Origin of the sequence: Marinobacter sp. F3R11, assembly GCF_003318275.1 — a bacterium.
Classification (GTDB): Bacteria; Pseudomonadota; Gammaproteobacteria; order Pseudomonadales; family Oleiphilaceae; genus Marinobacter.
The window spans coordinates 311,092-332,432 of the sequence record NZ_QOCH01000015.1 but is presented as its reverse complement, the minus strand read 5'-3'; the positions used below and the strand labels follow the sequence as shown (position 1 = coordinate 332,432).

The 21,341-nt window shown below is 53.3% G+C and carries 19 protein-coding genes; 8 read left to right on the top strand and 11 right to left on the bottom strand.

Translation table 11 applies throughout. The features are described from left to right. Positions 1-50: 50 nt before the first annotated feature. The 11 genes from DS878_RS09915 to DS878_RS09865 form a co-directional block, all read right to left on the bottom strand. Positions 51-1,583, bottom strand: coding sequence for a tripartite tricarboxylate transporter permease (locus tag DS878_RS09915; RefSeq protein ID WP_113815806.1), 1,533 nt, complete (start codon positions 1,581-1,583; stop codon positions 51-53). 21 nt (positions 1,584-1,604) lie between these two features. Further along, positions 1,605-2,072 carry a tripartite tricarboxylate transporter TctB family protein gene (locus DS878_RS09910; RefSeq protein WP_113815805.1) on the bottom strand — a complete coding sequence of 156 codons (468 nt, stop codon included), beginning with the start codon at positions 2,070-2,072 and terminating at the stop codon, positions 1,605-1,607. A 709-nt stretch (positions 2,073-2,781) separates the two neighbouring features. Continuing rightward, complete coding sequence (locus DS878_RS09905; RefSeq protein ID WP_113815804.1) at positions 2,782-3,219, bottom strand: GlcG/HbpS family heme-binding protein; 438 nt, start codon at positions 3,217-3,219, stop codon at positions 2,782-2,784. Between the two features lie 120 nt (positions 3,220-3,339). After that, the gene (locus DS878_RS09900) at positions 3,340-4,620 is read right to left on the bottom strand and encodes an NAD(P)/FAD-dependent oxidoreductase (RefSeq protein ID WP_113815803.1); all 1,281 of its coding nucleotides are present in this window, start codon (positions 4,618-4,620) and stop codon (positions 3,340-3,342) included. A gap of 38 nt (positions 4,621-4,658) precedes the next feature. Then, the gene (locus DS878_RS09895; RefSeq protein WP_113815802.1) at positions 4,659-5,003 is read right to left on the bottom strand and encodes a RidA family protein; all 345 of its coding nucleotides are present in this window, start codon (positions 5,001-5,003) and stop codon (positions 4,659-4,661) included. 566 nt (positions 5,004-5,569) lie between these two features. Then, entirely contained in the window at positions 5,570-7,702 is a 2,133-nt protein-coding gene (locus DS878_RS09890; protein ID WP_113815801.1) for a type VI secretion system Vgr family protein, read from the bottom strand. 88 nt (positions 7,703-7,790) lie between these two features. Beyond that, positions 7,791-8,534: a class I SAM-dependent DNA methyltransferase gene (locus DS878_RS09885; RefSeq protein ID WP_113815800.1), complete on the bottom strand. Its 744-nt coding sequence runs from the start codon at positions 8,532-8,534 to the stop codon at positions 7,791-7,793. Positions 8,535-8,621: 87 nt separating this feature from the next. Further along, positions 8,622-10,475: a protein kinase domain-containing protein gene (locus DS878_RS09880; RefSeq protein ID WP_113816646.1), complete on the bottom strand. Its 1,854-nt coding sequence runs from the start codon at positions 10,473-10,475 to the stop codon at positions 8,622-8,624. A 31-nt stretch (positions 10,476-10,506) separates the two neighbouring features. Next, positions 10,507-11,733 carry a 2-oxo acid dehydrogenase subunit E2 gene (locus tag DS878_RS09875; protein ID WP_113815799.1) on the bottom strand — a complete coding sequence of 409 codons (1,227 nt, stop codon included), beginning with the start codon at positions 11,731-11,733 and terminating at the stop codon, positions 10,507-10,509. 26 nt (positions 11,734-11,759) lie between these two features. Then, positions 11,760-12,737: an alpha-ketoacid dehydrogenase subunit beta gene (locus DS878_RS09870; protein WP_113815798.1), complete on the bottom strand. Its 978-nt coding sequence runs from the start codon at positions 12,735-12,737 to the stop codon at positions 11,760-11,762. 1 nt (position 12,738) lies between these two features. Further along, positions 12,739-13,923: a thiamine pyrophosphate-dependent dehydrogenase E1 component subunit alpha gene (locus DS878_RS09865; RefSeq protein ID WP_113815797.1), complete on the bottom strand. Its 1,185-nt coding sequence runs from the start codon at positions 13,921-13,923 to the stop codon at positions 12,739-12,741. Positions 13,924-14,253: 330 nt separating this feature from the next. Here DS878_RS09865 and DS878_RS09860 point away from each other — a divergent pair, with 330 nt between their 5' ends. The 8 genes from DS878_RS09860 (at position 14,254) to DS878_RS09825 (ending at position 21,335) form a co-directional block, all read left to right on the top strand. Next, positions 14,254-16,869, top strand: a complete 2,616-nt coding sequence (locus tag DS878_RS09860) for a DUF2339 domain-containing protein (RefSeq protein ID WP_113815796.1) — start codon at positions 14,254-14,256, stop codon at positions 16,867-16,869. Positions 16,870-16,897: 28 nt separating this feature from the next. Continuing rightward, positions 16,898-17,281 carry a DUF2750 domain-containing protein gene (locus DS878_RS09855; RefSeq protein WP_113815795.1) on the top strand — a complete coding sequence of 128 codons (384 nt, stop codon included), beginning with the start codon at positions 16,898-16,900 and terminating at the stop codon, positions 17,279-17,281. A 33-nt stretch (positions 17,282-17,314) separates the two neighbouring features. After that, the gene (trxC, locus tag DS878_RS09850; RefSeq protein ID WP_113815794.1) at positions 17,315-17,755 is read left to right on the top strand and encodes a thioredoxin TrxC; all 441 of its coding nucleotides are present in this window, start codon (positions 17,315-17,317) and stop codon (positions 17,753-17,755) included. A 15-nt stretch (positions 17,756-17,770) separates the two neighbouring features. Then, positions 17,771-18,115 (top strand): thioredoxin family protein, encoded by a 345-nt coding sequence (locus DS878_RS09845; protein WP_113815793.1) that lies wholly within the window; start codon positions 17,771-17,773, stop codon positions 18,113-18,115. A 131-nt stretch (positions 18,116-18,246) separates the two neighbouring features. Then, complete coding sequence (locus tag DS878_RS09840; protein ID WP_113815792.1) at positions 18,247-18,639, top strand: hypothetical protein; 393 nt, start codon at positions 18,247-18,249, stop codon at positions 18,637-18,639. 34 nt (positions 18,640-18,673) lie between these two features. Further along, positions 18,674-18,853 (top strand): hypothetical protein, encoded by a 180-nt coding sequence (locus tag DS878_RS09835; RefSeq protein WP_113815791.1) that lies wholly within the window; start codon positions 18,674-18,676, stop codon positions 18,851-18,853. 194 nt (positions 18,854-19,047) lie between these two features. Next, entirely contained in the window at positions 19,048-20,529 is a 1,482-nt protein-coding gene (locus DS878_RS09830; RefSeq protein ID WP_113815790.1) for an esterase/lipase family protein, read from the top strand. Positions 20,530-20,636: 107 nt separating this feature from the next. Continuing rightward, the gene (locus DS878_RS09825; RefSeq protein ID WP_187298776.1) at positions 20,637-21,335 is read left to right on the top strand and encodes a crotonase/enoyl-CoA hydratase family protein; all 699 of its coding nucleotides are present in this window, start codon (positions 20,637-20,639) and stop codon (positions 21,333-21,335) included. The last annotated feature ends 6 nt before the right edge of the window (positions 21,336-21,341 follow it).

Sequence of the window (21,341 nt, the reverse complement as noted above, 5' to 3'; positions counted from 1 at the left end):
TTTCGATATCAGTTATTTCCGGCAATCAAACTCTTGAATGGCCTGAGTGTTCAGCAAACGGCCTCCCCCAAAACCTTTTGCTCTTTTTCAGTTTTTGGGCTGGTCTTCTTTCTCATGCGGGTGCTTGAGTAAACGAAGAACACGGACAGCGCGATAAATACAAGTGAGAAAGGCTTGGCAAAAAGAAGGTGGTAATCCGTCCCGACTATGGCCATGGCCTGGTCAAGGTTCTGTTCGAGGAGCGGGGTCAGAATAAAGCCCACGATGAAGATGGCGGGGTTCAGGCCCACAAGGCGCATCATGTAACCGAAGACCATGAAGGAAATCAGAATCAGAATGTCCGTCATGTTCTGGCCGGCGGTGAATGCACCGGTAAAGGCAAATGCAGTGACACAGGGAAATATGTAATAGCGCCTGAGAGATGCAATTTTGACAAAGGCCCTGAAGCCGGATTTGGCGATGCCCAGCAGGAACAGGTCGGTAATCAGGAAACCGGCGAAAATGGCGTATATGGTCTCCGTGTGCTCCATAAAGATCATGGGGCCCGGAGTCAGGCCGTGTATCAGGAAGGCGCCCATCAGCAGGGCGGCGACATCATCCCCCGGAATGCTCAGGGTCAGCATGGGAATCAGGCTGGAACCGCAGACCGCATTATTGGCGGATTCCGCAGCGGCAATACCTTCTACAGAGCCCTTGCCATATTCCTCCGGCTTGCTCGTGGTACGTTTTGCCTCACCGTAGGCAATAAAAGCTGCGGTGCTGGAACCCAGTCCCGGCAGGGCGCCAATGACAGTGCCAATGCCGCTGGATTTGAGAATCGTGAAGAAATTCTGGCGGTATTCTTTCCAGCTGATCCGGTTGTCTGACGGCACAGGCGATCTGGTTATGGCGAGCTTGTCGTGGGGAATCTTGCGTTGCCTGATGGTATTGAGAACCTCAGGCATCACCAGAATACCCAGCAGCATGGGGGTGAAGGTGAAACCGGCCATGAGTTCAGGAACACCAAAGGTGAAACGGGATGCTCCGGTAATGGTCGACATACCCACCATCGCGAACAGCATACCAAGGCAGCAGGAGAGTAGCCCTCTAGGTATGGATTCCCCCGCCATGGAGCCGATGACGGTAAAGGCAAACAGCAGCAGAAATACCTTTTCTATGGGGCCGGCCTGCAGGGAAATCATTGAGATGGGGGCTGCGATAAAGATAAGGACGAGGGTTGCCAGGGCTTCTCCGGAAACCGATGCATACAGGGACATGTCCAGGGCTTTACCTGACTTGCCTGCCCTGGTCAGAGCGTGCCCATCCTTTGCGGTCAGAAATGAAGCAGCGGCGCCCGGAGTATTGATAAGGACCGCCGATATGGAACCTCCATAGATTCCGGCCTTGTACACAGCCAGCAGCATACATATGCCAATCACCGGATCCACATAGAAGGTGAGGGGCAGAATGATGGCTATGGCCATGATGGCGGAAACCCCGGGAATTGCACCGAAAACAATTCCTATAACTATGCCGGCTATGATCCCCAGAATAGGCCCCACAGCGAGGATGGAAGCAAATCCGTTGAGTATATTGTCAATCATTTATTTATCCTCTCCGCCAGCTTATGAAAGGTTCCAGACTGGAAGGTAAACCCGCAGAAAATGAAGGGATCCATAGTAAATAATGACCGGAGTTACTACAGACATGGTAATGATCGGGATCCAGTTCCGGCCCCCAAGAAGTAATGCTATGGCAAACATGACAAATGGAGTTGTGATCAGAAATCCAGCCAGGGGGACCAGAAACCAGTAAGCAACAAAAATACCTATATATAGAAATATCCCGGAAAATCCGGCGACATCAAGTCGTTCACAGTCGCTGGCTTCCGCTTTCATTAAAAGTCCACGAACCGAGCTGATGCCAATACTTGCCGAAAATATGATGATTAATGCTGCGATAACGCGCGGCAAAAACATCGACCCCAGTTCGGATTCAACGCCGCCTTCAACCAGGCTGTCGTTTGTCAATATGATTATTGATGTCGTTATTAATACGGCGGACAAAATGACGTCCAGTTTTCTTCTATCCATAACTCCTCCCCTGCATCCCCACATTCAATGACCGAAGTGTGGAAATATGTCCGGTTTTGATGAAAATGCCGGCTTGAACAAACAAATTAAGGCTTCGGATGTATGCAAAAATGCTATTAAAAAGTTAATTTGATGGCGCGCAATGGTATAAAAATGTCTGACATTCACTGTTTTGGTGCGCTCGGTTAAAAATCTATATACTTCTTTATTGCGCAAGTCGTGCCATAATATGTAAAATCTAATAAAAACAGATAGTTAGGTCGATTTAAGTGTTTTTCTTTATTTGTAATTGCACTGTTTTAGGGATTTTCTTGATGGTACTGCACCACTGTGTAACCTGCTCATATGTAGAGGCTAATGAGGTGGTGTTTTCTATGTGTAAATGTAATATTTAAATTCATCAAAAGTCAGGGTTATCTATAAGAAATAACTTTCAGTTTATAATATTGTTTTGATGTTTTTTTATGGAAGTTGGTCAGGTGTATGGAGTCGTTCCTGGTGTGTCGTCCTGGCTAGATTTGTTGTTGGTTGGTATGGTTTTTGTTTGTTGAGTTGGACGTGTGAAAATGATATCCGGTTTCGGAGTAGATATATTTAAGAAGATAGAAAAATGGTGTTTGTTATGCGGGAATCAGATGTGAAAAAAGCGCCCAAATGATTATTTAAGGGCGCTTTCTTATAGCAGGTTATGATATGTGGCAGGGATTTGTCATCCCTGTTTCTGACCGACCGTTTCCAGGAAGTATTCAAGGCCGGCCTGGGCACAGGCCATATCCTGTTGGGGGGTGCCGGAACTCAGCCCGATTCCGCCTACCACCTCAGCATTTATTTCAACGGGTAAACCACCACCGACCACACATAACCGGCCTCCCAGCGCTGTGTGAATTCCGAAGCCCAGATTTCCAGGTATACAGGTTTCATTGTATTGGTGTGTGGCCTTGCGTGCGGCGGCAGCCGTAAATGCCTTGTCCTGAGCGATAGTAACACTGGTGATTTTGCCTCCATCCATACGCTCAAAAGCAATCAGTGAACCGGATTCGTCAGTAATCGCTATGCACATGGGTACCCCGATTTCCTCTGCTTTTGCCCGGGCGCCCTTGATCAACAATTGAGCATCATTCTGATCGAGACGTTTGATTGACAGCATTTTGAGTTCCTTAAAAATGATATATCGAAAATTGGCACCGGGAGTTTCCGGTCTTATGGCCTATAAGGCCGGTCTGCTATGAAAACTATGTCTCTTGCTTTCAACCACAAACGAAAATGCTCAGGCTACCGACCGTTGCTGGCTGAAGCGGAGTGGAGAAAATGCTTCCAGATCCACAGAAGGTTTGGTCCCCTGTATGGTCTCCGCAACCAGTTTTCCTGTTACTGCACTGAGGGTCAGGCCGAGATGGCCGTGCCCGAAGGCCAGGGTTATCCTTGGTTGTCCCGGCAGGGGCCCGATGACCGGCAGGGAATCGGGAGTCGACGGGCGGCTGCCCACCCAGGTTGACTCAATGTTAAGGTCATCTCCCAGCATGGTATGGGCATGACGTTTCATGCACTCGACCCGGCCCCGATTGGGCATTGCGTTTTCATCTGCGAATTCAGCGGTACCCGCCATGCGGATGCTACCTTCCATCGGTGAAATGAACACGGATTTGTCCAGCCAGGCAATGGGGCGGCTCAGCTGCTTTCCTTCCGCATCAATCATCAGGTGATAGCCTCTTTCGCTCACCAGAGGGATGCTCAGCCCAAGCTGGGCAAGCAGGGGTTTGGAGGCAACACCCGCGGCAATGACCAGCTGATCAAACTGCTCGCACTGGAGGGATGACTGAACCGCTACCCCGTGATCCTTAACATCGATGAAGTTGACCTTGTCGCGGATAATCCGGCCCCCTTGGGCCTCGAAATAGCGTGCGTAACAGCGGCTCAGTTCAATCGGGCTGACGGTGAATCGTGTATCCGGGTAATAGACACCACCGGCATAAAAAGGCGCCAGCCCAGGCTCCAGATCATGGACCTGGAGAGCGTCCAGGAATTCCAGGTTAACTCCTTGCTGCTGTCGCTCACGCATCTCACCTGTTTTTGCCTGTGCAATACTACCGGCATCGGCATACAGGCCCAGACTGCCTTTGCTCTGGACAAGGTGCTTGCCGCCGGTGAGGTTCAGAAGCACCTGGTCGGCATCAAAAGCACTGGCTTGAAGCTCGGTGAGGGCGGACCTCATGGTTTTATAGTTGAAGCAGGACCTGAAGTAATGCCAGCCGTAGGGCATCAGGTCCGGAACATAATGACCCGCCACCGACAGGGGGCTATCCCGGTCCATCAGCAATCTGGGGATTTTGCTCAACATTGAAAACCGGGTAAAAGGAAGCCGGGCAAAACCCGCCAGAACCCCGGCATTTCCAAAGGACGTTCCTTCACCCGGCTGGCCCCGGTCAATAACGGTTACCCTGTAACCTGCCTGAAGCAACCACAGTGCACAGGACAACCCGACGATACCGGCGCCAATAATGCCGACGTGGGTTTTTTCATGGGTGGTGTCGTGTGCAACTGATGTCATGGTCATATCCTGGTTGGTGCAATCCTGCTCGGCTTCTATCAGCGGGCCGCTTCGATTTTCATTTCCACGCGAATTTCAGGGCGGGCCAGCCGTGACTCCACACAGGCGCGGGCGGGTGTGTTCTCAGGGGCGATCCACTCGAACCAGGCCTCGTTCATGGCATCCTTTTCATCGATATCGGCAAGCCAAATGATCACGCTCAGCAGTTTGGATTTATCACTCCCGACTTCCGCCAGCAACTTGTCCACCTTGGCCAGAATCTGACGGGTCTGGTCTTTGACGTCCTGGGTGGTGTCATCAGCAACCTGTCCGGCCAGATATACGACGGAGTCGGTAGTAACGATTTTGCTCAGTGTTTTATTGGAGTGATAGCGTTTAATCATTGTGCGTCCTCAGATATTCAGGCCATTGGATATAGACTGCGTGATTTTGTCTGGTTCACGTCCGGCATCTCTGGATGCGCTGGTCACGGGGCAGGGCTTCTTTTTCTGCCGCCAGACGAACTTACTCCCAGAGTAAAAGATCAGACTCTATAAGATCCAATCGATAATATGTTTATATGTATCAGAATTTGTTATGGCTTGGCCCGGTGTACCGGTGAGCCAATGCTTCTTCGTTTCGGGTGAAAGGCTGTCAAACCGGGTTGGGGAATGGAATCTGAGGTAGGAAGGTATTTGGATCCGGCAGCTATACGCTGGTCAGACTTCTGACGTGGCCTGCCAGGGCATGATGTCTGTAATGGATCCTGTCAGATAGCACATGACAGATAGCCGAGCAGTGTCGGGGCCCATCTCCTGAATCGACCGGTGGGGCCTGTTTCGATAGAGTTGTTCGAAATCCGGGGCGTTCACCCAGGCTGCAGATCTGCTTTGGTGCGCCCAACGGAGCTTTATCTATAGGCACATAAAGTTTGGATTCGCTTTTCTCCGGTTTTTCTTCAGGGCTACTATCATGCCCTGACCTCACAAGGACAGGGGTTGAAGCTGCAGCGTCCATCAGGTTGTTTACCGCATGGCTTGCTTAGCAGTGCATCACTCTTTGCAGCTTCACGCAGTTTAAAGTCCGGGCCGGGCTGAGGATTAGCTACTGCTCGTGTACCGGTTACGGGCAAACTGTCGGAGTTTCCTGCCGCCGGATCGTTTTCAGCAACTAAAGCAGGCTTTTGTGGTTTCTGGGCAGCCACTGAACGCCCGCTCCCCGGTCCCCCCCCGGAGTTCATCCTCACCAGCGGCCCGGAAACGGTTACGCCACTCGGATCCACCTTTACAAAGCTGCCACCGGCCTTCAGGGTCACTTCTGCACCAGCTTCGATTACTATCTTCATTCCCGCTTTATGGTGGATTTCATTGCCGGCTTCGATGAGCTGGCCTTTGCCGGATTTGCTGTGGTGGCTGCCGTGAACTGTATGGCTGTAGTCGCCGCCGATAGTTTCCCTGTGCTCTCCATCGACCCTGGCGTGGTCGTTCGTTGTTACCTGGCTGAACCGGTCATTCTCAACGGTCAGGTGGCTGTCGTTTCTGATGACTTCGGTACGGTTGTTCTCGGTAAGCAGGTCCAGGTCCTTTTGAGCGTGGATGTAGATATGCTCTTTATCTGCTTCGTCCTCGAAACGTAACTCGTTGCTGCCTTCACCCTTGTGGGTTTGGGTTTTCAGGGTGGTCCGGGTTTTATGCTCTGGCAAGGGGTAGGGTGGTGTGTTGGTAGCATGATGGGTTCTGCCGGTGATAAGGGGTTGGTCCGGGTCGCCATCAAGGAAAGACACAATCACTTCGTGGCCGATTCTTGGCAATGCCATGAAACCATATTGGCCGCCCGCCCAGCCCTGACTTACCCGCAACCATGCGCTGCTGTATTCGTTATTTTCAGAGTAGCGATCCCAGGGAAATCTGACCTTTACCCGGCCAAATTCGTCACAGTGAATTTCTTCACCTTCGGGACCGGTCACAATCGCAACCTGCGGCCCTTCCACCAGCGGGCGGTGATTGCACAGTGGGCGCCAGGTTTTGCTGGCGGGAACAGCACTGAACAGGTTGTGATATGTGGTTGGTTCAGAACCGCTTTCTTCTTCCAGCGCCTGGGGTTGCTGGCCTATATGGGTAATGGCGGTGAGCAGCCAGTCCCGGTTCAGTTTGTCGCTGTCATGGTTCCTGAGTTCTACTTTGGCGCCGCAGCTAAAGTCCGGGCGATTACTTTCCCCACTGGCGGTACTGGCATCGTTTCTGAGGGCGTCCAGTCGAGCCTGTGTGAATGGCTGGCCGCTGGCATCGCTTTTGAACCGGCCAGGGTAATCAAAGTGTTGGTAATCCTGACGCTGGTTGATGCTGGCGGCACTGTGTTCATGAACCAATGAATAAGCGGGATTTCTGAAGGTATAGTCCTTTGTGACAACGGATTCAGTGCGAACCCGCTCTTGGTAGTGAAAACGAAACACCGCAGGCTGCTGGGTGCTGCCACCGGCTTTGCCGTTGTATTCTGCGGTTTTGAGGCGAGGTGCATTGCCATGATGGTCGGCGATGATCAGGCCGGGTTCATCATTGCTATTTTGATCATTGCCTGCATTGCCATGATGATACCGATAATGCCAGCCTTCCTCAGCGGCCATGCGCTCAATAAATGCCAGATCGCTTTCCTGATACTGAACACAATATTCCCGCTCTTCGGGCGCACGTTTGAGATCAAATACTGTGTCTACGATCCCCCTTTCTTCCAACAGGGTGCGCACGATGGTATCTGTGGGCTGGGTCTGGAATATGCGGCTGTTGTGCATCATTCCTAAACGCCACAAGGGGGGCTGGATTACCAGTTCATATCGGGTGCGGCGGTGGCCGCTGTCGCCCCGGGCGAACTCATTGACCACGCCGGTGAAGCGCCGAAGCGGACTGCCATGCTGCCAGACTATCAGATCTGCCGGTTGTTCCAGTACCTCCGAGGCTTCAATAGAGGAGACTGCACTGGCCAGAACCAGACGGCCATGAAAAAGTGTTGAAAGACCTTCGGTCAGTGCGAAGCTGACGACAGAAAATACGTCTTCGGGAAGCCCACCGACACGTACGGTGAACTGCAATCCATTTGCCAGGGGCATATCTTCAATCCTTGAAGGTATGTGTTTAACGGTTGATAAATCTGTAGGGGAAGTTACCAGTGCTGGTTCGGGAAATCCAGTAACCAGTCTAAGCTTTCACACAGACAAAAATGGCGTTCCCCGTCTCATTGTTCCAGGGCATGATTTTCTCATAATCGTGTTCGAAGATATGGACGTCAAAGTACTGCTGCAGAATTGTCGTCAGTTGCTTAAAGCTCAGTGCCACCATGGAATGTTCATCATCCCAGCATTGAGTAACGCCATCGGCTGTCTTCCTTATTTCGAGTTTAAGGGATTGTTTTTCACCTTCCCCGCAGTAGTGCCAGGCAGAGCTGAAGGAGAATGCACTGCTCCCTTTGTTTGCAGTATGTCTTTCAAACAGGCGGTTATCTATTTTGTTTTTATCAACGGAGTTGAAGCAAAATACGCCACCAGGTTTCAGTGCACGGTACACACTGGCAATGCACTGCTTCAGCTTTTCAGTGCCAGCGCTGTAGTGGATGGAATACAGGAGGCAGGTGATCAGATCCAGAGGCTCATCAGGTTCAAAGTTGCACATATCCCCCAATAAAAACCGGGCTTCCGGACACCGGCTTTGAGCGATATCGAGCATGGGCTGGTTTATATCCAGACCACTGCTTTCATACCCGAAATCGATAAAGTGGCGTAGGTGAGGGCCTGTACCGCAGGCCAGATCCAGGTGTGTTTTGCCATGGTTCCCGAATAGCTGGTGCAGCCTCTGAACGCTGTGGCTTTGTGCGTGGTAGTTGATATCCGCGCATAATAAGTCGTAATAGCCAGACAGGTCGGTATACAGGTGATTTGAGGACATGGCAGGCCTGATGGTTTTGGCGGAAGGAGTCGGAAGGGGCGCATCGTAAACCAAACGGCGGCATTTACGAAGCAATAAAGCGTTAGCCTACTGCGGCTCTTCAAATGGCACTTCCTGTCTTGGGTTTCTGGGGTAATACCGCTCCGGCAGGCGTTCGATATGAGGGAAGAAGCGGGTGTCCTTGTACGGCATTTTCATAAAGCCGGACACGCCCAGCCCGGTAATCTGGTCTACTGCCGCCAGAATTTCATCCAGCCGCAGGCGGAATTCATCTTCTTTCTCCGGATCCAGTAATCGATACTGACTGTGGATTTTCAGGTGCAGAGGCAGGGCTTCGAAGATGATCATCCCGGTGTGGCGAATGGTATTGAGTGCCTCGAGGGATGTGATGATGGTTTGCGGCAGTACCAGAAATTCTTCCGGATCTGGGCCGTCTTCGAAGTAGGAGTGTACCCGTGAGCGGTCTTCTACTTCCGGTGCCGAGCTTACCTGGTAGGGTATTCGCATGTCCGGTGGAGCCACGAACGGCTGGTCGGGCTTATCGCGCTCAATGTGTAAAGTGTCCCGGGCATTGAACAGGCAGCTTTTGAAGATACCCTGTCGGTAGATCGCCTGAGCCAGATTCACCATGTTGTTCACGGATGTGGTGAACGCTTTTTTGAGTGCCGGGTCATGCAGGTTCAAAGACGTATCCACGTATATCCCATCGGCTTCCCAGCGTACAGCAAGCCCGCCTTCAACCGGGTATCGGCCGAGCCGGCTGACCGCTGCCAGGAATGCTTTTTCGGTCTCCCCCATACCCTGCATGAAGTTCTTGTAGTAGCGGTCAAGCTGCACGTCGTTGACATCGTTCAGGGTTTCCGGGGCACCTTCCTGGCGGAGAAAGGATTTGCGGGAACTGTAGACCACTGTGTCGATCTCTCTCCCGGAAAGCCGTGTCCACACTGGCACCAGTGGTATGGGATCGGGTTCGGGTAAGTCGATCATCACCGTTCGGGCCATGCGTGGCATCTCCTTCAGGTAATGGTCACCGGCACGTAAGCGCAGAGCTGGATCCGGCCCCAGCATGCCGTCCAGCATGCGTGCAAATTCCATGGGTAAACCGAGGGAGGTGGCGGGTATCGCCTGGTGTCCGAACCTGCAGGATTGCCCCGAGGCCAGTGCATAAAGAGTGGCCGCTGCACCCTGCTCATCGAATCTTGGCGATGACAGGCCGCCATACAGTTGTTCTTCGCCGATGAAGTAAACATCGCCCAGACGTGCGTTGGTTTGTTGCAGGTTATCAGACATCAACTCCATCACATTGGGGCTGAGAAACTGCTGGTTGGCGTCCAGTTGGGCAAACACCGAGGAGCCCCAGTCGATCAGGGCGATGTTTTCGTTCTCTTCATCAAATACCAGATTGGAAGGTTTGATGTCTCCATGCACGATAGGGCGCTTTCCAGTATCGGATTCGCGCCGCAGGTTGCGCAGAATATCGGCAAGCTGGTCGGCAATGTGGATGATCAGGCGAGGGCTCAGACGGCCTTCCCGCAATGAAACTTCTTCCAGGTTAAAGCCTGGTGCGCGTTCCATCACCAGAATTGGCTGCTTTCCGGCGCGGTAGAAAGCGATCAGGCGAGGCACCCGGGGGTGCTCTACCTGTTCCAGAATATAGGCTTCGTCTTCCAGCCGGTCGTGGAGGTGTTGGGGCAGAGTTATACGGGTGAACTTGAACACATGCTCGAGGTCCCGTGCTCCCTCCAGCGGCAACCTGCCGGAAAACACGAAGCCATAGGCACCTTTGCCAATCATCGCGATGTCCACATAACCCATCTGTTTCAGTTGGGTTGTACAGAGTTCAACCCAGTCTTTCAGCTTTCGCGCATCGTTATGGCTGAGCAGGTAAACCGACTGTTCTTCCGGGATGTAGAATTGCTGCAGCTGCGATGGTTGCGGCATCGGCGATGACTGGTTCGGGTGCGCCATTTGATCAGCCCATGTGAAGTAACATGGATTGTGGTGACTCCAGGTAGCTCTTCCACAGATTGTTGAAGCGGGCTATGGTGCCGCCATCAATAATGCGGTGGTCGCCGGCCCAGCTGATGGTCATGATCGCGCGTTCAACTACTTGCCCGCTGGCATCAAAGCGCGGCAGCTTCTGGGTGCGCCCGAGAGCCACAATAGCCACCTCCGGAGCATTGATAATAGGTGATGCGTAAGTGCCACCCAGTGCGCCAATGTTGGAGATGGTAATGGTGCCACCTTTGAGATCCTCGGGGCTTACCCGGCCTTCCCTGGCGGCTTCGGTCAGCCGCGTTACCTCGTCGGCAATCTCAAGCAGGGTAAGCTGGTCCACGTTCTTAACATTCGGCACAAGCAGCCCGATTTTGCTGTCCACAGCCATACCAACGTTACAGCCTGGCAGGTAGTGGATCTCGGTAACATCTTCATTGATCTGGCTATTGAGTATCGGGTATTCCCGCACTGCAAGTGCAATGGCTTTCATGATGAACGGCATGAGAGTGAGGCGGGAGCCCCGGGCTTCCGCCTCCGGCTTGAGCTGCTGTCGCAGACTCAGCAACTCCGTGACATCAATATCTTCGCTGAAGTTGAAGTGCGGAATGGTCGATGCGGATGCCACCATGCGTTTGGCCATAACGGCCTGCATGCCTTTGATGGGCTCAATGCGGGTTTGCTGATTGCGGGACCGGGCTTCCGGTCTGCGCGGATTGCTTTCCGGTACAGGTTGCTCCAGGTGTTCGAGCACATCCTCTTTGAGAACCCGCCCATCCTTACCTGAGCCTTCAATATCCGCCAGTGCCAGGCCGTTCTCACGCACCAGACGGCGCACTGCGGGGCTGGCAGGAATCGATTGCTGGTCCGGCGATGTGGTGGGTCTGGAGCCTGGCTCCGCTGCCGGCGCCGGGCTTTGGGCAGGCTCAGGTTGTTTTGTCTCGGATTCAGGGGCGTCGTTTTCACCACTTTCATCCACCAGCTCGAACAGAGGTGCATGAACTTTGGCAATATCGCCTTCTTTCCAGTACAGGCGGGTAACCCGGCCTTTGTAGGGGGCCGGAATTTCCACCAGTGCTTTATCGGTCATCACTTCGGCGACTGGCTGATCTTCTTCGATCAGATCGCCTTCACTTACCAGCCATTTAACCAGTTCACATTCCACGATACCTTCGCCGATATCGGGCAGTATAAAATCACTCATCATTGTTCTCCTGTCCGGATATCCGCTTAGAATTCGATGCTTTCCCGAATGGCTTCATAGACCTTCAGGTGATTGGGGAAGTGCTCTTTCTCAAGCACCAGAGGGAAGGGTGTATCCATTCCCGTGACCCGCGCGATCGGTGATTCCAGATAAAGGAAGCAGCGTTCCTGTATCGTTGCGGCTATCTCGCCGGCGAAGCCACCCGTAAGAGGTGCTTCGTGGGTGATCACCAGCCGCCCGGTTTTAAGCACCGATTCAGCAACCGTGTCTATGTCCCAGGGCAGAATTGTGCGCAGGTCGATGACTTCGCAGGAGAAACCTTCTTTCTCTGCCATTTCGACGGCTTTGTCGATCACTTCCATCTGTGCACCCCAGCCCAGTACCGTTACATCTGTACCCTCTTTCAGGACCTCGGCTTCACCCAGTGGCAACCGGTATTCACCTTCCGGGACCTCGCCTGTGGAGGCGCGGTAAAGACGCTTGGGCTCAAAGAACAGGGTGGGGTTTGGGTCGTTAATGGCGGCCAGTAGCAAGCCTTTAGCCTGATGCGGGTTGCGCGGCACGACAACTTTCAGGCCCGGGGTGTGGGCAAAATAAGCTTCTGGTGACTGAGAGTGGTAAAGACCACCGGCTATGCCTCCGCCGTAGGGTGAGCGAATGGTTAAGCCTCCAACGTTAAACAGGTTGCCCGAGCGGTAGCGGAACTTGGCTGACTCGTTAACAATCTGGTCGAAGGCCGGAAAGATATAGTCAGCAAACTGGATCTCGGCCACCGGAAATGAGCCCTGAGCAGCCAGACCGTTGGCGAACCCGATAATGCCCTGTTCTACAAGGGGCGTGTTGAAACAGCGGTCTTTACCGTACTTCTGTTGCAGGTTGCTGGTAGCCCGGAATACACCACCAAAAATACCGACATCCTCTCCAAAACACAGAACACGGTCGTTGGACGCCATCGCTATATCCAGAGCATCGTTGATGGCCTGCAGCATGTTCATTTTCGCCATATTATGCCCCTCCCTGAACGTAGCCTGCCGACTTGGGATATTCGTCCGGATATTTACGGATGTGGGCTTTGAGGGTTTCAAACTGCGCGTTCAGCGCAGGTGGCACCTCGTCGTACACATCTGTGATCAGGGTATCCAGCGGGGGAGGGGGGCGCTTCTGGGCTCGCTTCATGGTTTCGAGCACTTCCCGGCGCAGACGCTCCTGTAGTTCTTTCTCCTCGCTCTCGCTCCACCACTTCTGCCGGATGAGCCAGTTGTACATGCGCAGGATCGGGTCTTTCTCGCGCCATACGGCTTCTTCGTCTTTGCTGCGGTATCCTGATGGGTCATCGGATGAGGAGTGTGCGGCCAGGCGATAGGTCATGGCTTCAATGAGTACCGGGCGATTCTCTTCTACCGCCAGTTTGCGGGCGGCTTCGGTAGCCTGGTAGACCGCAAGGGTGTCGTTCCCATCAACCCGGATGACATCCATCTTGTAACCATACGCGCGGGGAGCCACGCCATCGGCAGCGAACTGTTCGGTTGCCGGTGTGGAAATGGCGTAGCCATTATTCCGGCAGATAAAAATCACGGGTACGCGGTGCACGGTTGCCATGTTCAGGGCGGCGTGGAAGTCACCTTCTGAAGCCGCTCCTTCACCGAAATAGGCCACAGTACAGTGCCCGTCGCCGGCCATTTTCTGCCCATAGGCATAGCCTGTGGCCTGGGGGATCTGTGTGGCCAGTGGCGATGAAATGGTCATGTAGTTGAGTTTGCTGGAACCGTAATGAACCGGCATCTGGCGACCTTTGCCGTAGTCCAGTTCGTTGCCGAACAGTTGGTTCATGAACTCATCAATGGTGAAGCCGCGATAGGCCAGGGCGCCTTGCTCACGGTACTGGGCCATGATCATGTCGGCATCGTCCAGAGCGGCAGCACTGCCAATAATGGAGGCTTCCTCTCCGGTACACTGCATATAAAAGCTCAGGCGACCCTGGCGCTGGGCACCCAGCATGCGTTCATCCAGTACGCGGGTTGTCACCATTGCATGGTAGATTCGCAGAGCTTTGTCTTTATTGATATCAGGAGCTTTTCCGCCTTTGTAGAGCGAGCCGTCCTGTTTCAGAAGTCTGAATGTTGGAATGCGGAATTCCCCACCGTCTGTAAAAACGGGGGTATAAACGGTTCTGGATTTTGTTGTTGTCATAATCCTCTTCCTGGGTAGTGGCTTGAGGAACAGATTGCCCCTTGTGAGGGCCTCGGTTATATACGGAGCGGTGCTCTGACTACTGGTGTTTCCCAGAAGTATAGAGCGCATTATGCAACCCTGCCGGTGTCGCGGTGGTGCTCCCGTTGCCAGTCTTTCCGGTTTGGGTAAAACCTGTTCAAGTCTGGCAAAGTTGACCTTAACGTAAAGTGTGCGCTTTGGGTAGTGTGCTCTTTCAGATGAGCTGTCGCCTGAGAGAGGATAGACTAGGCACATAACATCGGTGGCTCACCCACCATCTGACTGGATTCTCGAAAAAGGTAAAAGGATTTGGAAGCAATACTGATTCTTCTTGGTGTGGGCCTCGCGCTGTTTATACCTGTGGGTGCTGTTCTTGGCTTTTTGGCATTTTGTAAACGAAATGAGCAGGTTGCCCGTATTGAGTCACTGGGGCGTGAGGTTGCTTCCCTGAAGCTTGAAGTTGCCGGGTTGCGCCGGCAAGACGGACAAGTTTCGTCACCTTTGCAGGTGCCGTTGCAGGAAGAGTCGGAAGAGATCGTTTCTGACCGACCGGCTGAGCCTGAGCGTCAGGCCACAGAAGAAGTTACGGTGGCACAGTGGTCGACTCTTCCGGAGCCGGAGCCGGAACCGGAAACAAAAACAGAAGCCGATGACTGGGTTGAGCCTCGCGAGCCCTCCCGCATTTTCGCTGCCCTTAAAGAAAACTGGATGGTCTGGCTGGGTGGTCTGAGCGTAGCCCTGGCTGGCATTTTCATGGTCAGCCATTCCATAAATGCCGGGTTGATTGGTCCTGTTCAACAACTGCTGCTTGCTCTTGCCACAGGTCTTGCCCTGCACGCAGGTGCTGAGTTCCTTCGCCGGCGCCATATGAGTTCCGATCAGGTGTTTGCTGCACTGGCGGGTGGCGGCAGCATTACCCTGTACGCAGCAGTGCTTGCAGGTGTTCACCACTATGAACTGATCAGCGCTGTCGTCGGGTTAATCGTCCTGGCTGCTGTGTCCCTGATGACCATGGTATTGGCGCTGGTGCATGGACCCTTGCTCGCTATCATGGGTTTGAGCGGGGCCTATCTTGTGCCTCTTTTGATTGGGGGTGAGGGCGGCAGTGTTGCCTTTGTGCTTTCGTACAGTTTCCTGATTACACTCAGTTCACTTCTGTTAATGCGCTACGTTTTCCGCGACTGGCTTTGGTACGCCACGCTTGCAGGCGCACTATTGTGGTGGGCCGTTACCCTGGCTGCAGCTCCCTCAGAAATGGCAACGGCCTGTTATCTTGCCGGGCTGTTTATGGTCTTTGCCTTTTTACCGGGTCAGGAGCAGGCGCCGTCGTCGCGTTTGCGTGAGGCATTCCTGCCGCTGCTGGCTATCTGGGGTATCTCGATTGCTCATCAGGCTGGGGATAACTCATCGTTATGGGGCTGGTTGCTCATCCTGCCTGCGGCCTCGCTGATTCCCCAGAGCCGGGGGGCTCTCTGGTTTTTACCCTGGTGTGCGGTTTTAGCGAGCGCTGCGGGCTGGCTGCTCTATATGGGCGGGATTGAAGGAGATTTTGTATATCTGCTGCAGATTCCTCTGAATCAACAGGCCGGTTTTATCAGCTACCTTATCGCCGCGGCCATTATTACCACCGGTATTGGTTTGTGGCAGTGGGGGCGCAATGCTGATCAACGGCGCTGGGCGTCGCTGACGTTACTTTCCTCACCTGTGTGGCTTGTGCTCGGCTGGTTACTGCTGCATGGCTATGGCGAAACGTCGGTGGTCTGGGCTGTCATCACTCTGCTGTCGGGCGCTGTGTATGGTGTTCTGGCCTGGAGGATGGAAGGGAATGCACGCTATGAAAATGGAGTGGTCTGGGCGGTGTTGGCCGCACATGTTTGCTACTCTCTGGCCACGGTTATGGCCTTCCGTGAAGCGTCGCTAACCCTGGCACTTTCCGTCCAGTTTGTCAGTCTTACCTGGCTGGCCCGGCGTTACCAGATGCCCGAGTTGTACATGTTGCTCAAAGGTGTGTTGGCACTGGTTGTTGCTCGCCTGACCTTTAATCCCTGGCTGCAGGGTTATGATGCCAGTGTTCACTGGTCACTCTGGACATACGGTGGCGCCACGCTGCTGGCAGCGGTAGCAACCAGACTTGCGGACAAAAATCACTCGATTCGTCCCTGGCTGGAAGGCGCGACCCTGCATCTTCTGGTGTTATTCATGGGGACAGAGTTGCGTTACTGGCTGTACGACGGGGATATATTCACTCACGAATACAGTCTTGTAGAAGCAACCCTGAATACCCTGCTATGGGGTGCCCTCAGTGTGACCTATGCGGTTCGCGCCAAAGCCAGCCAGTCTCTGGCCTGGCTCTATCGGATATTCTCATGGATCCTGCTGGCGCTCTCGGGGATCAGCTACGTGACTCTGGTGACCCTGCACAACCCCTGGTGGAACGAGAGTGCTATTAGCGGTACGCCTGTTTTCAATATGTTGCTACCCGCTTTTGGTGGCCCGGTGCTGCTGGCACTTGTTGTCAGCCGCGTCCCGGAGATTGTGCCCAGGCTCTGGTCACTGTGTGTGGCGGCAGGAGGCTTTCTCCTGTTCACTGTTCTGGAAATCCGACAGTTCTGGCAAGGCAGTGATATGGCGCTGTGGTTTGGTATGACCGAGGGGGAACTATATACCTATTCAGTAGTTGGCATGCTATACGCTATCGCAGCGATTATTTACTCGACGGTTTATTCGGCGAAAAGTGCCCATATTGTGTTGTATAAGGCGGGCATGGCGTTGCTGGGCGTAGTGATTGGGAAAATCTTCCTGATCGATATGGCTGGCCTGCAGGGGTTTTGGCGGGTTGCCGCGTTTATGGGGTTGGGGCTTGCGTTGTTGGGGCTTGCATGGATGTATCGAAAAGCGCAGCGTGCCAGTACAAAGACCCTGTAAATCTAATTGTTAAACAGAGACGTATATTATGACCGATGAGCAGTTGGCGAGCGTGCTTGAGATGAGCGGCGAAGAACGATATGACTACTTTCTCAGCGAAGTGCTGGAGGAGCGGGAAATCTGGATACTCGTCAATGCAGAGAATCGGTTTTTGACAATCGTTTCGGAGGATGACGGGCTTACACACTTGCCGGTCTGGCCCAGCTCTGAATTTGCCGTTGCCTACGCCAGGGGTTCGGACGACCTGACTTCGAGAAGTATTTCATTGCCTGACTTCTTCAAGAAGTGGGTCCCGGGCCTGTCGAAAGACGGTTTGCAGGTAGGCGTGTTTCCGGGCCAGGATAAAACACTGTGGATAACTGAAGCGGACGAATTGAAAAAAGACCTGCAAGACGAACTTTCCGGTTTTTAGATTGATGGATTTAACCTGCGGTGAGGTGCAGTCATGAGTGATGACGTTAAACATGTCGTTTGTCCCCATTGTAACAAGACAAACCGTGTGCCGGCGGACCGGGTGGAAGCGGGGGGGAATTGTGGAGCCTGCAAGCAGCCTTTATGGCCAGGAGGTGTGCTGGAGCTGACCTCGCAGAGTTTTTCTGCTCATACGGGAAACAGTGATTTGCCCGTGCTGGTGGATTTCTGGGCGAGCTGGTGCGGCCCCTGTAAAATGATGGCACCGCAGTTCGAGCAGGCGGCCGGGGGCTGGCGGGGCAAGGTCCGGTTTGCGAAGCTTAATACGGAAGAGCATCCGGGCCCCGCCGGGCAATACAGCATTCGCAGCATTCCAACATTGATTCTGTTCCGGAATGGTCGTGAACTGGCGCGCCAGAGCGGTGCCATGAATCAGGCCCAGATAAATCAGTGGTTGCAGAGTAACGGATGCTGAGACGTGCCGGGCCCAATGCTTACGATTGACAGTGAAGAGGCACTGGCGGACCTTGTCAGTACGAGCCGTGCTGTTCTTGTATTGTACGGTGGGGAAAGTTGCGGTGTATGCCAGTCCGTTAAGCCCCAACTGGAAAAGTTGGGGCGGGATGAGTTTCCTGAGTTGTTGATGCTCTATGTTGACTGCCAGGTATCGGGGCCTCTGTGTGCTGCACGCAGTATTTTTTCCTTGCCAGTGATTCATCTCTGGTTCGAAGGCCAGCGTTTTGGAGAGTTCGCCAGAGTGTTTTCCATTGGTGAAGTACGAGCTGCCCTGGAGCGGCCGTATAGTCTGGCAATTCAGCAGGGTGCTGCTGAGTAATAAATGATCTGGTCACTTAACGGTCATATATAGCGAGTACCCGTTTTCACTGGCCTGAGCTTGCTTGTCCCGCACCTTTTCACAAAGTTATCCACAGATTTGTGGGATAAGTTTTTTCGGGAGTTTGTTCAATGGACGATACCAATGTCAGCGCTTCTTCTGGCGAAGAGCCCCGTTGCCCTCGCATGCGCCGCCGGTATTTTTATCTGGCACTTGTGGCCGCATTGGCGGTCGGCTGGGCTATGGGTCGCAATACTGCGCCTGTTCACGGAATGGAAGTCACATTTCACAACCGGAGTGAGGTCCCTGTCGAGTCCATAAAACTGGACTTTGGAACTGCAGATACTCAATCATCGATACAGGCTTTCCGCCTTGCACCCGGCAGAAAGCGGGTGCTTGTGCTCAACCATACGCCTGGTGCAGGCTTCAACGTGAAAGTGCGATACAAGGGTGGAGCAACCCAGGAGTTCTGTGCCCTGCGCAGTGACAAGCAGCAACGGCCGACGATTGAACTGAAGCCTTGAATGGCCAGCCGGCCTTTAGAATAAGGAGCTGACTATGGAAGCCTTGCTGATTATTCTCGCTGTTCTTTTCGTGGCCTTGATCGTTATTCTGCCTCTGGTTGAGAAATATGCTCCGAAAGGCGAATCGCGGAATTACGGCAACCTTACGAGGTTCATTTTCCCTTTGGTTGCCTTGCTGATCGTGGCTCAAATGGTTCGGCATTACTTTTTTTGAGCATGGAGGTTAAGCAACCCGAGGTGATGTCTGGGGCCGCTCTGTTCGTCAGTCTTTTTTACACTTCTACCAAGCCAATCTAAAACGGCTCGAACCGGAGCGGTCCAAGTGCTCGCAGCTTCATCATAAAGGCGTTTCCGGAACGAATATCGCATGCGTATATGGCAGGATCAGCCTGAAAGGAAGCATGCATCATGAGCCAGTTCCATCCCATCATATATGTCCGTGGCTATGCCATGACCGACAGTGAGATTGCCGATACTGTATCCATGCCCTATATGGGCTTTAACCTGGGCGCGACAAAGGTTCGTCAATCCTGGGATGGGACTGTCTATAAGCAGGTTTTTGAATCACCGATGATGCGCCTGATGAAGGATTACGGTTATACCGATGCCTTCTCCGATGGTGCAGAGATTGATCGGGATATTACCCGGAAGAGTGTCATTATCTACCGTTATTACGATCAGGCAGACAGAGACTTTGGAGAAGGGAAGCCACTTTCCATCCCCGCTGCAGCCTTGCAGCTTCGGGATCTGATACTCAATATTCGTGAGCGCTTGTGCGGCGATAACCCGCAGCTTCTGGAAGAATTCAAGGTTCACCTCGTGGCGCATTCCATGGGCGGCCTGGTGTGTCGGTGCATGCTGCAGAATGACGGGATCAGTACACCGGAAGTACGGGAAATGATTGATAAGGTGTTTACCTACGCTACGCCACATAACGGTATAGAGATGGCCGGAATCAATGTGCCTTCGTTTCTCGGGCTCTGGGACATCAACAACTTCAACCGTGAAACCATGGCGGGTTACCTGGGGCTGGCCGGCAGGCCGGAACGGGTGGATTCGCTGGATGGCAAGTTCAGCCCGGACCGGTTTTTCTGCCTTATCGGAACTAATCAACAGGATTACGGGGCGGCCAAAGGCGTATCGAAGTGGCTGGCAGGCAAGATGAGTGACGGCCTGGTTGCCATTGAGAATGCCAGTGTCCGGGGTGCTCCAAGAGCCTTTGTATACCGGAGCCACAGTGGTCCCTACGGGATTGTTAATTCCGAAGACAGTTACCAGAACCTGGTACGGTTCCTGTTTGGTGATGTTCGCGCCGATGGCGTGATGAAGGTTGAATCGCTGCCACTACCACCGTCTGTTGAGAAGGCACGGCAGGAGGGTAGAAGGGTTCGGGCGTCCTATTATTTCGAGGCGACTGTATCGCCCCGGGGAGCACGCAGCTATAGGTTGACGGAGAGGCGCCGGGAAACCTTCAGTGCAGTGCTTCGGAAATTTGATGAAATGATGAAACCAAAGCAGGCCGGACTGGATACTGCTCGTTCCCCGGTGCTGTTTTCTACTTTTCTCGATAGCTCGAAGATCACGGTTGAGCGCGGGCGAACTCTGGTAATGACAGTAGAATTAGCGGTCTCAGCGACGGATTATTTTGTTGATGGTGCATTGTGGACCGAGCACAGGGTAGAAGGTGAATACCTGTACCGGGACACACTCACACTGAAAATGACGCCTGTCGGAGATGGCTGGAATCTGCGTTATGTCACCACGGACGAACAGTGGAGTGAACGTGGTGGAAGCAAGGCGGAGTTCGATGGTGACAGCTATCTGATACCCCTGTCATCAAAGAAAGGTTTTAGCGCTCAATTGCGCATGAGGCTTCAGCACCGTAACTGATCAGTCATGAAAGAAACCGGCAGTTGGTGAAGAATAATTTGTCGCAGGCGCCATAAGCTGGCAAAGTTCTGCGAATTCAGACCTAACTCCACCAAGAGGAAATGCTGGTGACGAACTTTGTAGATTACTCGCTGAACGATGGTGTCGCGACAGTCGTGATCAATAACGGTAAGGCGAATGCCCTTGGCCATGAGGTGTTTGAAGAGCTGAACAAGGCTCTGGATCAGGCGGAACAGGACAAGGCAGTGGTTATCCTGACCGGGCAGCCGGGTATTTTTTCCGGTGGCTATGATCTGAAGGAAATGCAGAAGGGCATGAAGGAAGCGGCTGCTCTGGTCAATGTTGGCTCAAAATTCACCCGTCGCCTGGCTGCGTTTCCGTTGCCGGTCATCGGTGCATGCAGCGGCCACGCTATTGCCAAAGGTGCGTTTATCATGCTGTCTGTGGATTACCGGATTGGCATTGAAGGCAACTTCAAACTTGGGCTTAACGAAGTAGCCATCGGAATGACCATGCATCACGCGGGTATAGAAATTGCGCGCCACCGCCTGGCACCTGCCCATTTTTACCGCGCGGTCATCAATGCTGAAATCTACAACCCAGAGGGCGCAGTGTCTGCAGGTTTTCTCGATGAAGTTGTAGCGCCAGACCAGCTTCTGAACCGCGCTAACGAACTCGCTCAGGCCTTCCGGAAGCTCAACATGAGGGCGCATGCTCAGACCAAGCTGAAAGCCAAGGCCGGTTACCTGGATCTGCTGGATCAGTGTATTGAGAAGGATGCGGAGAGCCTGGGCCTTACTGCCTGACTGACA